Source organism: Mycetocola sp. CAN_C7, assembly GCF_015752285.1.
Classification (GTDB): Bacteria; Actinomycetota; Actinomycetes; order Actinomycetales; family Microbacteriaceae; genus Mycetocola_A.
Window position 1 is genome coordinate 489133 of record NZ_JADOUY010000004.1, and the last position, 12833, is coordinate 501965.

Consider the following 12833-nt stretch of genomic DNA (forward strand, 5'->3'; position numbering starts at 1 on the left):
CAACACGCATGAAGACGCGGATGCTCGTGGTCACCCGACCACACGCATCCGCGTCTTTTGTCGTATCGGGCTCTAATCGAGCTTCGTGATCTGCAGCAGTCCGTCACCGACGGGGGAGAGGGCGCTGACGACGGCAGCAGAGGATGCGATCTCCTGCACCAGGGTCCTGAACGCACTGGTGACGTCGTCGCGCTGGGCCGGATCGGCGACCCGGCCACGCCAGAGAGCGTGCGGAACGAGGACGGTTCCTCCTGTGCGGGCGAGGCGCAGCCCGTGTTCGACGTTCTCGATGACCTGGGCAGGGTCTCCGTCGACGTACACGAGGTCGTAGGAGTTCTCGTTCATGCGCGGCAGAACGTCGAGGGCTTTGCCGGTGATGAGACGCACCCGGTTCGATGCGATGCGCGCATCGGCGAAGGATTGCCGGGCGTACCCGAGGTGTTCGACCTCGGAATCGATGGAGGTGAGTACCGAGCGCGTGGACGAGCGAAGGAGCCAGAGACCGGACACGCCGGCGCCGGTGCCGATCTCGACGATGTTGACCGCGTTGGTGGCTGCGGCGAGCACGGCGACCTGCGCGCCCATCGCCGGGGACAGCGGTTCGATGCCGAGCTCGAGGGACTGCGCTCGCGCTTTGGCGATCGCCTCGGATTCGGTGACGATGTAGTCGGCGTACTTCCAGTTGGAATCTTGTTCAGACACTTCTTCGCTCCCGATGGTGGTTGGCACTACAGTACCGGCGCTCGCCTCGCTGGATTGCGAGGCGCGGCGCGATAGTCTGAACTTGTGTTCTTTGGCCTGACGTTCGAGAAGCTGCTCATCATCGCGGTGATCGCTGTCTTCCTGCTGGGACCTGAACGCCTCCCTGGCTATGCGGCAAGGCTCGCACAGTTGATCCGTTCCCTGCGCGACATGGCGCGGGGAGCGAAGGACCGGATGCGCGACGAGATGGGTCCTGAGTTCGACGAGGTCGACTGGCAGAAGCTGGATCCCCGGCAGTACGACCCGCGCCGGATCATCCGTGAGGCGTTGCTCGATGACGACCCGGACCCCGCCCCGGTGATCAGGCCGCCGGCGGCGGCCGGTGCGGCGGGAGCGTCTGTCGCCGCTGCTGCATCGGCGTCTGCTGCCTCGTCGGCACCGAGGGTCGTGTCGCAGGCCGCGGCCGATCGCGGTGGGAGAATCGCGGCGGGGGAAACGGTCGACCCGCCGCCGTTCGACGCCGAATCGACCTGACGCGCCAACGAGTTGACGAGCCAACGAGCTGACGATTCGTCGGTGATGGTCAGTCGAGGTTGCAGTGCTCCCGAACGAAGTCGAGTAGCTGCTCACGAACATCGTCCGGTGGGACGAGCCGGTAGTCGCCCGTGGTTCCGTCGGCGAACGTGACGGGGAAAACGAGCACGGTGCCGACCTTGTCTTCGGCGATCGCGTGCGGATCGCAGCGCGCAGGCACGATGCGCATGGCGATCTCGGTGGGGTCGGATGCGGCGTCGACGACGAGCGACACCGGCCAGTTCTCTCCCTGTCCATCATCGGTCGGCGCAGGGCGGAGCAGGGGAGTCGACCGGATGTCGCCGATCTCGACGGTCCCGTCTGCGCCGGTCGGTGTGAGAGTCAGCGGGAGGACCGCAACAGATCCCGCTCCGGCGCCATCGATCTCCGGGACCGTGACGTCGATCCGGACGATCATGTCCACCAGCACCGAGATGCACGCGGAGGCATGGAGTCGATCCAGCGTCCCGAGCGGATCCGTCGCGTCGACGACGTCTGTCGCGTCGTCGGCACCGACCGTGAGCGTCACCTCAGGGTCTCCCGGTCTTTCCGTGCAATCGGGACCGGGTACCGGGGCACGGAGGTCGACGGTCGTTCCGGCGACCACGGTGGTACCGCGTTCCCAGACAGCGGGATCCGCGAACCCGGCCGCCTCGAGGCTGGCCCTGCTGAGATCGAGATCTGTCTTCGACGCGTTGATGACACGAATGACGAGCGTGCCGCTCGAATAGTCGGTCCTGCCCTGCAGCACTTCGACCCTGATCCCGTCCGGCAACGTCGGAGGTTCAACCGCAGTCGGCGCCGACGTCGCACAGCCGCTGAGTGCGGTGAGCAGTGCGAGCACTGTCGCGCTCACGCCGAGAGTCCCTGATCGTCGCATGATGGTGTCAGACCGGAGAGAGACCGAGTTTGCGCCCGACCAGGCCACGCCCCGGGGCGAGAAGCCGATCAGCAACGGAGCGGATGGCGACGCTCGCCGGATCGAGCGGTGCAGCGAGCACGACCGGCATCCCGGAGTCTCCACCGGCGCGGAGGGGAACGCTCAACGGCACCGAGGCGAGAAGCGGTACCGCGGAATCCGTCTGGCTGAGGCGCCTGGCGACCTCGGCTCCTCCACCCTCGCCGAACAGCGACAGGATGCTTCCGTCCTGCTGTACGAGACCCGCCATGTTCTCGACGACGCCGATCACGCGCTGGCCGGTCTGCCGCGCGACGATTCCGCTGCGCTCGGCGACGTCGGCGGCAGCGGGCTGCGGTGTCGTGACGACAAGGACATCGGCGTGGGGGAGAGTCTGGCCGATCGAGATGGCGACATCTCCCGTCCCCGGCGGCAGGTCCAGCAGAAGCACGTCGAGGTCACCGAAGTAGACGTCTGTGAGGAACTGTGTGATCGTCCGGTGCAACATGGGTCCGCGCCAGGCGACGGCCGCTCCCGCCCCCGGCTCGACGAACATCCCGATCGAAATGACTTTCACCCCGTGCGCGATCGGAGGGAGGATGAGGTCACCTACCTGGGTGGGCCGGGTGATCGCACCGGCTTTCGCGGCGGCATCCGTCAGCCCGAGCAGGCCGGGAATGGAGAAGCCGTGGACGTCGGCGTCGACGATTCCGACGGCCAGGCCGCGAGCGGCGAGTTCGACCGCGAGATTGGCGGTGAGCGTCGACTTGCCGACGCCACCCTTGCCGCTGGTGACGGCGATGACCCGGGTGAGCGACTCGGGGCCGAACGGCATGACCCTGGTTGCTTTGGCGCCGCGGAGCCTGTCGGTCAGAGCCCGCCGTTCCCCGGGGGTCATCACGCCGATCCTGATCGTCGTCGACGTGACCCCGTGGACCGAGGCCACCGCAGCGGTGACGTCACGCTCGATCGCGGTCGCGGCAGGGCAGCCGACGATGGTGAGGGAGATCGCGACGGATGCCGCGCCCGCATCATCGACGTCGATCCCGGCGACCATACCCAACTCGGTGATCGGCTTGCGGATCTCCGGGTCGATGACCCGCTGGAGGGCCGTGTGGATACGGGCCTCCAGGTCAGCGCTGGACATCGCCCCTGTCCTTGTCGAGCTCCTCCAGCAGCCCGCGGAGCTCCTGGCGGATGAAGTCTTTCGACGCCATGTCCTTCATCGCGAGGCGAAGTGCCACGACCTCACGGGCGAGGTATTCGGTGTCGTTGAGGTTGCGCTCCGACCGCTGCCTGTCCTGCTCGATCTGCACGCGGTCACGGTCGTCCTGCCTGTTCTGCGCGAGGAGGATGAGCGGGGCGGCATACGACGCCTGCAGGGACAGGATGAGGGTGAGGGCCGTGAAGCCGAACGCGGCGGAGTCGAACCGGAAGTTCTCCGGTCCCCACGTGTTGTATGCGATCCAGGCGACACAGAACAGCGACAGACCGATGAGGAACCCGGGGGTTCCCATCTTGCGGGCGACCCATTCGGTGAACCGGCCGAAGCGGTCGCTCGACTCACGGTTGCGGCCGGGGAGCATCGAGGAGCGAAGGCCCTTCGGGGCGTCGAGGCGGACCTCGTTTCTGCGCATCTTAGGCACGGGCTGCCCTCCTTCCCTGTGGTCTGTGTGGTGCTACTGCTTCGTCATCATTCTGACTTCGCCAGTCATCGGGCAACAGGTAGTCGAGGACATCATCAATCGTCACCACCCCGACAAGTCGGTGGGTGTCGTCGACGACCGGCACGGAGACAAGGTCGTAGCTGGCCAGGATGCGTGACACCTCAGCGGCGGATGCCTTGGCTGTGACGGGGTCGAGACTCTGGTCCATGATCGAGCCGAGCCGTTCGTGCGGCGGGTAGCGGAGCATCCGCTGGAAGTGCACGATGCCGAGGTATCGGCCGGTCGGTGGTTCGTACGGCGGCAGCGTGATGCAGACCGCTGCGCCGAGCGCGGGCGGAAGCTCGGGGCGACGGATGAGGGCGAGTGCTTCAGCGACCGTGGAATCCGCCGACAGGATGACGGGTTCCGTGGTCATGAGTCCACCCGCCGTGTCCGGGGCGAACGCGAGGAGCATCCGGACGTCTTCTGCTTCCTCGGGCTCCATCAGCTGGAGCAGGTGTTCGCCGCGTTCGGTCGGCAACTGGGCGATGAGGTCGGCGGCGTCGTCCGGCTGCATCTGGTCGAGCACATCTGCAGCGCGTTCATCGCCGAGTTCGGTGAGGATGTGGACCTGGTCGCTTTCGGGCATCTCCTCGAGGGCGTCGGCGAGCCGGTCATCCGGGAGCTCTTCGACCACTTCGATCATGCGGTCCTGGGGCAGGTCCAGCAGGGTGTTGGCGAGGTCGGCCGGTTTCAGGTCGGCGTACGTGGCGATCAGCTGTTCGGCCGACTGCGCCTCACTGCCGGTCTGCTTCTCGCGGATCTCGCGCCAGGTGGCGAAAGTGGTCGTACCCTTCGCGAACGGCGACGACGACACCTTGGGCCGGCGGACGAAATACTGGCTGACAGACCATGCACCCGGACCGACCTCTTCGATCGCGACATCCTCGATCGTCGCTTCACCCGAACCGTCGACGAAGAGGACCTTGCGGCCGAGCAGTTCGGCGATGACCCGCACCTCTCCGCCGCGCTGCTCGAAGCGTCGCACGTTGATGAGGCCGGTGGTGATGATCTGCCCGGAGGAGATGGAGGTGACTCGTCCGATCGACACGAACACCCGGCGTTTGCCCGGAATCTCGACGATCAGGCCGACAACGCGCGGCGGATCGTTTTGTCGGTAGACCACCAGGACGTCGCGCACCTTGCCCACACGGTCTCCCGCAGGGTCGAAAACGGTGCACCCGGCCAGACGGGCGACGAAAACTCTGGTGCCACTCACCCCTCTAACTTAGTGGGCGAACCCGAGAGTAGGGGCTGCGACCGGTCGCCCCGCCCGACTGACAGCGGGGGATGGGACAATGGGAGGGTGAGCAACCAACAGCAGCGCCGCGGCATGTCCCGTGGGCCCATCGACACCGTCATCCCCCGCGGCGAAACGATCGCGAGCTTCGAGACATACAGCGAAGCCCAGCGCGCCGTCGATCTTCTCGCCCAGGCCGATTTTCCGGTGAAGCAGGTGTCGATCGTCGGTGACGGACTGAAGAGCGTCGAACGCGTCACCGGCAAGCTGAGCTACGGTCGCGCAGCGGGTGCAGGTGCGCTCAGCGGCGCCTGGCTCGGTCTGTTCTTCGGGCTGCTTCTCGTGATCATCAACCCGGCATCCGACCTGGTCTTCGTCGGAGCCGCTGTCCTGATCGGTGCGGCGTTCGGCATGATGTTCACGATCGTGTCGTACTCGATCAACCGGCGCAGGCGAGACTTCACATCGGTGATGCAGGTCATCGCGACGAACTATGCGGTCACCGTCGCTCCCGACCTCGCCAACCGCGCGAAGAACGTGCTCAGTGGCGCTGAGAAATAGGCGCTGAGAAAATAGGCGCTGAGAAGTAGGCGCCGGCCGCAGAGCGCTCGTCGACGCGGACCTGGAGGTCAGCGGTTCAGCCGTCGGTCGACGGACTCAGGCGTCGAATCCAGGCCTCGACCTCGTCCGCTGTGCGCGGGATACCGGCAGACAGGTCCTCGGCCCCGGTCGCCGTGACGAGGATGTCGTCTTCGATGCGCACGCCGATGCCGCGGAACTCCGCTGGAACCGAGAGGTCGTCCGGCTGGAAGTACAACCCGGGTTCGATCGTGAACACCATGCCTTCCCTGACCTCACCGTCGTGGTACATCTCGCGGCGGGCCGCGGCGCAGTCGTGCACATCGATTCCCAGGTGGTGGCTGGTCCCGTGCACCATGTAGCGGCGGTGGAACTGGTTCTCCGGTTCGAGTGATTTCTCGGCGGTCACCGGGAGCATGCCCCACGCCGCGGTGTGCTTCGCGATGACCTTCATGGCCTCGGCGTGGACATCACGGAAGATGATGCCAGGGCGCACGATCGCGAAGGCGGCGTCCGCCGCCTCACGCACGGCTTCGTAGACAGCGCGCTGCACATCGGTGAACCGGCCGTTCGCGGGCAGTGTCCTGGTGATGTCTGCGGTGTACAGGCTGTCGACCTCGACGCCGGCGTCGAGGAGCATGAGGTCACCGGGGGAGACCGGGCCGTCGTTGCGGGTCCAGTGCAGGATGCACGCGTGAGGTCCGGATGCGGCGATGGTGTCGTATCCGACGGCGTTCCCGTCGAGCCGTGCCCGGGTGTAGAAGACGCCCTCGACGGCGCGTTCGCCCCGCGTGTGGGTGGTGATCCGGGGGAAGTCCGCGATCACGTCGTCGAAACCGCGCGCGGTCGCATCGACGGCGAGCCGCATCTGGGCGATCTCGTACTCGTCCTTCACCAGCCGGAGTTCGGAGAGGAACGTGGTGAGCTCCGCGTCTTTTTCGACCGTGCGATCGGCATCCGTCGTTTCGAAGGCGTCGATGTGGGCCGTCGCCAATCCGAGGTCTGCCGCCACCTGTGCGAGTGACGGGCGTGCGCCGATCCAGAACTCGCCGATCGCCGGGTTGGCGTAGAACTCGTTCGACGTGCGGTCGGCCCGCTCGCGGAAGTAGAGGGTCGCGTCGTGTCCATCGTTGTTGGGTTCGAGCACGAGGATGGAGTCGGGCTCGGCGTCCGCGCCCCACCCGGTGAGGTGCGCGAACGCCGAATGTGCACGGTACGGGTAGTCAGTGTCGTTGGAGCGCTGCTTCAGCGCGCCTGCCGGGATCACGAGTCGACTGCCGGCGAATGCCGCTGACAGGCGGGCTCGTCGCCCGGCGGCGAATGCCGCCTGCTCGCGCGGAGCGGGGAGTTCGTCGACGCGGTCTGCCCAGTTCGATCCGATGAAGTCCTGGAACTGGCTCGAGGCCGGGGTGGTCGACCGGTTCGAGGTGCCACGCGGTTCTTCGCTGGTGGTCTCGTCGCTTGCGGGTGCCACGCCAGGGGTCGAGATCGTGGCCGGGGTGTTGTTTGCGGTCTGCATGTGCCCATTGTTCCACCGATGGGCGGTCAACCGTCAGCCTGCGGCAACCTCGCGACTGAGTTGCACGATCACTGGTCGGTGGTCGCTCCCGGTGCCGTCGAGCTCGGTGACGACCCGCATCCCGGTGACCGTCCAGTCCGGGGTGGCCATGACGTGGTCGATGGGGGAGCCGACCAGGGCGGGGATGCGGGTGGTCCAGGTCCCCACGGCGCCGTTGCCAGACGAGCGGCCAGCGTCGACGCAGGCGCCGAGCGCGGCATCCGGTGTGCTGCCGAGGCCGGCCATGCTGTCGACGGTGGCGTTGAAGTCCCCGGCCATGATGACGTTGTCTGCCTGGCACTGCTCGGCGAGCCAGGCCAGGTCGTCACGCCAGTTCTGCATCTGACCGGTGATCGGGGCGACGGCGTGCGCGGCTACGAACGTCGGCCCGTCGCCGTCGACGGGCTCGACGATGACGGTGGGCAGAACCGTGGTGTTGTCGTCACGCTCCTCGTTGCTGGTGACCTTCATGTAGTCGCCGAGGTCTGGGCTGATCAGCACCGTCGTCGATCGTGCGGGAGAGATCTGGTCGAACCACTCGGTGTGCACCCACATCGGGCGACCGGCGGCGCGCATGGTCTCGGCGATCTCTATCCCGGTCTCCTGCGGAGTTTCGGGGAGAGAGATGACATCGGCTTCTGAGTCGATCGCGAGCTGGGCAACGGCGGCGGCACCCGGGGCGGCACCGAGGGTGTTCCAGCTGAGCACGGTGATCGAGTCCGGAGTCTTCTCGGCGAACGTGGTGTTCCCGAGGCCGCGTGAGACGACGATGGCGGCGTTTCCGACGGCGAAGAGGAGAAGCAGAACGACGATGCTGCCTGCGAATGCCCGCATGGGGCGGAGCAGCGCGAGAAGCGCGAATGCGACGGCGGCGAGCAGGGCGGCGACGACCGCGAGTGATCGCATCGACGTGATCTGCGCGATGATCCAGGTGGTCTGCAGGCCGAAGAACTGCGGCCAGGTGACGACGAGCAGGCCGACGGCGATCGCGACGGTGGCGATGGCGCCGAGGAATCTGAGCATGGTGCTGCAACACTATCGAGGTCGGACTGGGAGTAGCCCGGAAACTGCTGGCGTGGCGCTCGCCATAAACTGTGAGGATGACCGCCGTTCCCCTCTTCACCGGGCCAGCGGACCTTCACACCCACTCCCGGGTCTCTGACGGAACCGAATCGCCCTCACGGGTGATGCGGCAGGCCGCCGGAGCGGGTCTGGGAGTGGTGGCGCTGACCGACCACGACTCGACTGCGGGCTGGCACGAGGCATCCGTGGCAGCACGTGACGTCGGGGTCACCCTGATTCCCGGCATGGAGTTCAGCACCCGGTTCGGCTACAAGAGCGTCCATTTGCTTGCCTACCTGTTCGACCCAGCCGACGGCGACCTGAACACCGAAACGGCTCGGATCCGCGAGTCACGCCTTCGAAGAGCCGAGTCGATCGTGTCGAAGATCGCCGCCGACTATGCCCTGAGCTGGGATGATGTCGTCGCGCAGACGACGCCGGGGGCGACAGTGGGGCGACCGCACATCGCCGATGCCCTCGTCGCACGCGGGCACGTGCCCACCCGCAGCGAGGCGTTCGCCGGCATCCTGCACCCGCGGACCGGGTACTACCTGCCGCACTACGCGCCGGATCCGCTCAAGGCGGTGCGACTCGTCCGTGCTGCCGGGGGAGTGCCCGTGATCGCGCACCCGGCCACACGCGGCCGCGACGCCATGATCGATGAGAAACACCTCGGAGAGCTCGTCGACGCCGGGTTGTTCGGGCTCGAGATCGACCACCGCGAGAACACCCCGGACGGCAAGGTGCGGCTTCGTCAGCTCGCCGACAGGTTCGGCCTCGTTCTCACGGGGTCGAGCGACTACCACGGTGACGGCAAGCCCAACCGGCTGGGGGAGAACACGACCCCGGATGCCGTCGTGCAGGCCATCATCGACGAGGCGACCGGCTCGGAACCGGTGTACTCCTAATCCGCGAGCGGCCGCGGGGCGGCGCTTGCCGCCCTCGGCTGCCACGACAGAAAGGGTTGCTCGGGTCGCGTCTCGGTAGCCGTTCCTGTCGTCGCACCGCGTGCCGTCTGGCGTAGGCGACAAAAAGGGTTGCTCGGCTCGCGTTTCGGCAGCCGATTTTGTCGTCGCACCGAGCGATGGGCATGCAGAAGGCCCGTGTTCCGGACGCACCCAGCTGGCCTGCCTGGTGAGAACGTCCGAAGCAGGTGAGCAAGCGCGCTCGCGGGAGCTACTCCGGGCGGTTGGTGCGGCGGCGGGTGCGGCTGCGACGCCGGGGTGCGCTGTTTCCGTCGTGGTGCTCACTGCCCTGGCCGTCGTGCGTACCGGCGGCGATCGGGGCTTCCTCGCGAGGAGCGTCCGTCGAGGTTGAAGCCGTACGCGCGCGGCCGCGTCCGCGGGACGAGTCGCGCGAGCCACCCTCGCGGGGAGCACGGCCACCGTCGCGGGGTGCGCTTTCGCGTGCTCCACGACTCGGAGCAGCGACGATCGACGTCGGGCGGAGACGACCCTTCGTGCCTTCTGGGATGTCGAGGTCGGCGAACAGGTGCGGGCTCGACGAGTACGTCTCGATCGGCTCCGGCTGGCCGAAGTCGAGCGCCTTGTTGATGAGCGCCCACTTGTGCAGGTCGTCCCAGTCCACGAAGGTGACGGCGATGCCGGTCTTCCCCGCGCGGCCGGTGCGACCGACCCGGTGCAGGTAGGTCTTCTCATCCTCGGGGATGGTGTGGTTGATCACGTGGGTGACGTCGTTGACGTCGATTCCGCGCGCCGCGACATCCGTGGCGATGAGGACGTCTTTCTTGCCGGCCTTGAACGCAGCCATGGCGCGCTCGCGCTGCTCCTGGCCGAGGTCGCCGTGCACGGCTGCGGCGTTGAATCCGCGGTCGTTGAGTTCTTCGACGAGCTTCGCGGCCGCACGCTTGGTGCGGGTGAAGATGACCGTCTTGCCGCGGCCGTCCGACTGCAGGATGCGGGCGATCACCTCGTCTTTGTCCATGTTGTGTGCACGGTAGACGAGGTGCTTGATGTTCGCCTGCATGAGCCCCTCATCGGGGTCTGACGCACGGATGTGGATCGGCTTCGACATGAAGCGACGCGCGAGCGCCACGATCGGGCCAGGCATGGTTGCCGAGAAGAGCATGGTGTGGCGGTCCTGCGGCGTCTTCGAGAACAACTTCTCGATGTCGGCCAGGAAGCCGAGGTCGAGCATCTTGTCTGCCTCGTCGAGGACCATTTCGCGCACGTTCGACAGGTCGAGCAGGCGCTGGTTGTTGAGGTCGATGAGACGACCGGGCGTGCCGACGACGACCTGCGCCCCTGCCTTCAACTGCTCGATCTGACCTTCGTACGCCTTGCCGCCGTAAATCGACACGATCTTGGTCGGGCGATTCGTCGCGGCCAGTTCGATGTCTTCGGTGACCTGGACGCAGAGCTCACGGGTCGGCACGACGATGAGGGCGACAACGCCGGGCGCCGGGTCGGACCCGATGCGCTGGAGGAGCGGAAGGCCGAAACCGAAGGTCTTGCCTGTTCCCGTCTTCGCCTGCCCGATGATGTCCTGGCCGTCGAGAGCGAGGGGGATGGTCTGTTCCTGAATGGGGAAGGGTTCGAGGATGCCCTTGGCTGCGAGGGCGTCTGCCATGTCCTGGTCGACGCCGAGATCGGTGAAAGTCACGTGTTGGTTGCCTGTCAATGCATATAAGCGGTCTACGCCCTGCATCTTTCTGAGGCGTAGTGTCCCGATCCGGTGCCGGGAACAGAGCCCAGCCTACCGGAGCATCTACACTGGAGCCGTGGTTTCATGGTTTAGCGCGTCCCGGTCCCGAGCGCCGCTCCCGCGCCTGCGCTCCCGTGGCAGCACGATCGAAGCCACGAAAGTCGACTTCGCGCAGCTGGCCCCTGACACGTCAAGCTATCTCGGCCAGGCCGCGTATCTTCAGCTCTGCTTCTTCCAGTCCATCTCGAAAATCAGCGCGACCTCGAGGGATCTCGTCACCACGCAGACCCTCTCAACGGCTGCGGGACTCGCCCTCGCGAAGCATCAGGGCCTCGTCGCAGAGATCCGCAGACGCGGCGAAGACCCCACCGAGGTCATGGCGCCGTTCGTCGCGGCGATCGACGACTTCTTCGCTATCACCCGCGGGGCATCCGTCAACGAAAGCCTGCTCAGTCTCTACATCACCCAGGGTTTCCTCGACGACTTCTTCATCCGCCTGTCCGATGGGCTGGCGTCGGATATCGGCGCCAGGTACGCGAGTCTTCTCGGAGCCGATTCCGGTTCGGCCGGCATCGTCGGACTACTGACGGATGCCATCGCGGTCGACCCGAAGCGGGCTCACTTCTTCGCCATGTGCGGCAGGCGCCTCGTTGGCGACACGTTGCTCCTGGCGCACTCCGCGCTGAACCTCGAGGGTCACAGCAAGTCGGACGAGGAACGGATCGAGCCCGTCTTCACTGAACTGATTGCCACGCACACCCGCCGGATGGATGCCCTCGGCCTTACGGCCTGAACAGCGCATCGACGGTCGCGGTCAGAACGATCCCCGCGACGCGGTGCGCAAGGTCCGGATCAGTGGTCACGAGGGCGTCACCCTGCAGCTGGGTCAGGGCGACGTATTCTGCGTCGTATGTGGAGGTCCAGCCCAGCTGATTCGCGACATCCCAGGCTGTGCGACGCAGCACGGCGTCGCCGAGCAGCCGAAGAGGCAGCCGACCGATCCGGGACAGCTGCGCGCGGGCTGACGTCTCGTCGAGGTCGCCTCGGCTGACGGACTCGTGCAGCAGCGACAGCGTCTGTGACCGGATCAGGGTCGGGGCGAGCAGCTCGTGGGTGCCAGCCACGTCGAGCTCAGAGCCGATCACATGGAGAAGCGCTCCGGCATCGACGACGAACCTGGTCATGGCCACCTCCGTGTGGGTTGCCATCACGATAGGACTGCATCATCGCCGCTGGCCAGCTCTGACCGCCACAGGGGAATTGTTCGGGTCAGCCGCCGAGGGCGACGAGTCGACGCTGGTCGCCCGTCTTGCGCGCACGACCGAGAGTGATGTCGACGACGGCGGCGACGACGGTGGCGGACACGATGGTGACGGCCCAGATCCAGCCGCCGTCCCATGCCCAGCCGAGCCAGGTCAGGCCGACCCAGACAATGGCCGCGGCTACGCCGCCGACGGCGGGAGTCAGCAGGATGCCGTGCGTCCCGCGCCACGGCAGGGCGTAGTGCGCGCCGATGCCTGCCGCGACGCCGAACAGAACGATGAAGAGGAGCTCCACGGAGAAACCCTTAGCCGACGAAGCCGATGCGGCGGGCTTCTTCGCTGCCGACTTCGACGTAGGCGAGTCCGGCGGTCGGGACGATGTAGAGACGTCCCTTGTCATCGGAGAGGGTGAAGTAGCTGTTGTCGGAACCCAGCGCGTCTGAGACCGTTTTCTCGATGTCAGAGGGGGACTGCGACGACTCGAAGCTGAGCTCGCGGCCGCTGTTGGTAATACCGATTCGGATCTCCACGTAAAGCACCTTTCCTTGCGTTACGGCCAACATTACGGCAGTTGCCCCGAGGCTCTCGA

At 66.5% G+C, this 12833-nt stretch carries 15 protein-coding genes; 4 read left to right on the forward strand and 11 right to left on the reverse strand.

The window, feature by feature from the left end; genetic code table 11:
* Nucleotides 1-72: 72 nt before the first annotated feature.
* Entirely contained in the window at nt 73-702 is a 630-nt protein-coding gene (locus IWX78_RS11720) for an O-methyltransferase (RefSeq protein ID WP_196833697.1), read from the reverse strand.
* Between the two features lie 84 nt (nt 703-786).
* Here IWX78_RS11720 and IWX78_RS11725 point away from each other — a divergent pair, with 84 nt between their 5' ends.
* Nucleotides 787-1236, forward strand: coding sequence for a Sec-independent protein translocase TatB (locus IWX78_RS11725; protein WP_196833698.1), 450 nt, complete (start codon nt 787-789; stop codon nt 1234-1236).
* A 49-nt stretch (nt 1237-1285) separates the two neighbouring features.
* Here the strand turns inward: IWX78_RS11725 and IWX78_RS11730 are convergent, their stop codons facing one another.
* Genes IWX78_RS11730 through IWX78_RS11745 form a run of 4 tightly spaced genes read right to left on the reverse strand, consistent with a single transcriptional unit; the run spans nt 1286 to nt 5098 of the window.
* Nucleotides 1286-2131, reverse strand: coding sequence for a hypothetical protein (locus IWX78_RS11730; RefSeq protein ID WP_196833699.1), 846 nt, complete (start codon nt 2129-2131; stop codon nt 1286-1288).
* A 31-nt stretch (nt 2132-2162) separates the two neighbouring features.
* The gene (locus tag IWX78_RS11735; RefSeq protein ID WP_196833700.1) at nt 2163-3320 is read right to left on the reverse strand and encodes an Mrp/NBP35 family ATP-binding protein; all 1158 of its coding nucleotides are present in this window, start codon (nt 3318-3320) and stop codon (nt 2163-2165) included.
* Entirely contained in the window at nt 3307-3810 is a 504-nt protein-coding gene (locus IWX78_RS11740; RefSeq protein ID WP_196833751.1) for a DUF1003 domain-containing protein, read from the reverse strand. Before IWX78_RS11740 ends, IWX78_RS11735 begins: the two co-directional genes overlap by 14 nt.
* 1 nt (nt 3811) lies before the next feature.
* The gene (locus IWX78_RS11745; protein WP_196833701.1) at nt 3812-5098 is read right to left on the reverse strand and encodes a magnesium transporter MgtE N-terminal domain-containing protein; all 1287 of its coding nucleotides are present in this window, start codon (nt 5096-5098) and stop codon (nt 3812-3814) included.
* Nucleotides 5099-5185: 87 nt separating this feature from the next.
* On the opposite strand from IWX78_RS11745, the gene IWX78_RS11750 reads away from it, so the two are divergent.
* Nucleotides 5186-5680 (forward strand): general stress protein, encoded by a 495-nt coding sequence (locus IWX78_RS11750; RefSeq protein ID WP_334684699.1) that lies wholly within the window; start codon nt 5186-5188, stop codon nt 5678-5680.
* A 76-nt stretch (nt 5681-5756) separates the two neighbouring features.
* Here IWX78_RS11750 and IWX78_RS11755 read toward each other — a convergent pair whose 3' ends face one another.
* Both IWX78_RS11755 and IWX78_RS11760 read right to left on the reverse strand, forming a co-directional pair.
* Complete coding sequence (locus IWX78_RS11755; protein ID WP_196833702.1) at nt 5757-7217, reverse strand: aminopeptidase P family protein; 1461 nt, start codon at nt 7215-7217, stop codon at nt 5757-5759.
* Between the two features lie 33 nt (nt 7218-7250).
* Complete coding sequence (locus IWX78_RS11760) at nt 7251-8279, reverse strand: endonuclease/exonuclease/phosphatase family protein (RefSeq protein ID WP_196833703.1); 1029 nt, start codon at nt 8277-8279, stop codon at nt 7251-7253.
* 77 nt (nt 8280-8356) lie between these two features.
* On the opposite strand from IWX78_RS11760, the gene IWX78_RS11765 reads away from it, so the two are divergent.
* Nucleotides 8357-9226: a PHP domain-containing protein gene (locus tag IWX78_RS11765; protein ID WP_196833704.1), complete on the forward strand. Its 870-nt coding sequence runs from the start codon at nt 8357-8359 to the stop codon at nt 9224-9226.
* Nucleotides 9227-9494: 268 nt separating this feature from the next.
* On the opposite strand, the gene IWX78_RS11770 is transcribed toward IWX78_RS11765, so the two are convergent.
* Nucleotides 9495-10940 (reverse strand): DEAD/DEAH box helicase, encoded by a 1446-nt coding sequence (locus tag IWX78_RS11770; RefSeq protein WP_196833705.1) that lies wholly within the window; start codon nt 10938-10940, stop codon nt 9495-9497.
* Between the two features lie 118 nt (nt 10941-11058).
* Here IWX78_RS11770 and IWX78_RS11775 point away from each other — a divergent pair, with 118 nt between their 5' ends.
* Nucleotides 11059-11775, forward strand: coding sequence for a ferritin-like fold-containing protein (locus IWX78_RS11775; RefSeq protein WP_334684700.1), 717 nt, complete (start codon nt 11059-11061; stop codon nt 11773-11775).
* Here the strand turns inward: IWX78_RS11775 and IWX78_RS11780 are convergent.
* The 3 genes from IWX78_RS11780 to IWX78_RS11790 all read right to left on the reverse strand — a co-directional run bounded on the left by IWX78_RS11780 (nt 11765) and on the right by IWX78_RS11790 (nt 12774).
* Nucleotides 11765-12166, reverse strand: a complete 402-nt coding sequence (locus IWX78_RS11780; protein ID WP_196833707.1) for a type II toxin-antitoxin system VapC family toxin — start codon at nt 12164-12166, stop codon at nt 11765-11767. The genes IWX78_RS11775 and IWX78_RS11780 overlap by 11 nt on opposite strands.
* A gap of 85 nt (nt 12167-12251) precedes the next feature.
* A complete protein-coding gene (locus IWX78_RS11785) occupies nt 12252-12539 on the reverse strand; it encodes a hypothetical protein (protein ID WP_196833708.1) in 288 nt (95 codons plus the stop codon).
* A 10-nt stretch (nt 12540-12549) separates the two neighbouring features.
* Entirely contained in the window at nt 12550-12774 is a 225-nt protein-coding gene (locus IWX78_RS11790; protein ID WP_196833709.1) for a DUF3107 domain-containing protein, read from the reverse strand.
* Nucleotides 12775-12833 lie beyond the last annotated feature (59 nt).

Excerpts from the sequence above, each read along its gene's own strand:
- IWX78_RS11735 (WP_196833700.1), bottom strand. The coding sequence starts at position 3,320 with ATGTCCAGCGCTGACCTGGAGGCCCGTATCCACACGGCCCTCCAGCGG.
- IWX78_RS11740 (WP_196833751.1), bottom strand. The coding sequence starts at position 3,810 with ATGCGCAGAAACGAGGTCCGCCTCGACGCCCCGAAGGGCCTTCGCTCC.
- IWX78_RS11755 (WP_196833702.1), bottom strand. The coding sequence starts at position 7,217 with ATGCAGACCGCAAACAACACCCCGGCCACGATCTCGACCCCTGGCGTG.
- IWX78_RS11760 (WP_196833703.1), bottom strand. The coding sequence starts at position 8,279 with ATGCTCAGATTCCTCGGCGCCATCGCCACCGTCGCGATCGCCGTCGGC.
- IWX78_RS11765 (WP_196833704.1), top strand. The coding sequence starts at position 8,357 with ATGACCGCCGTTCCCCTCTTCACCGGGCCAGCGGACCTTCACACCCAC.
- IWX78_RS11780 (WP_196833707.1), bottom strand. The coding sequence starts at position 12,166 with ATGACCAGGTTCGTCGTCGATGCCGGAGCGCTTCTCCATGTGATCGGC.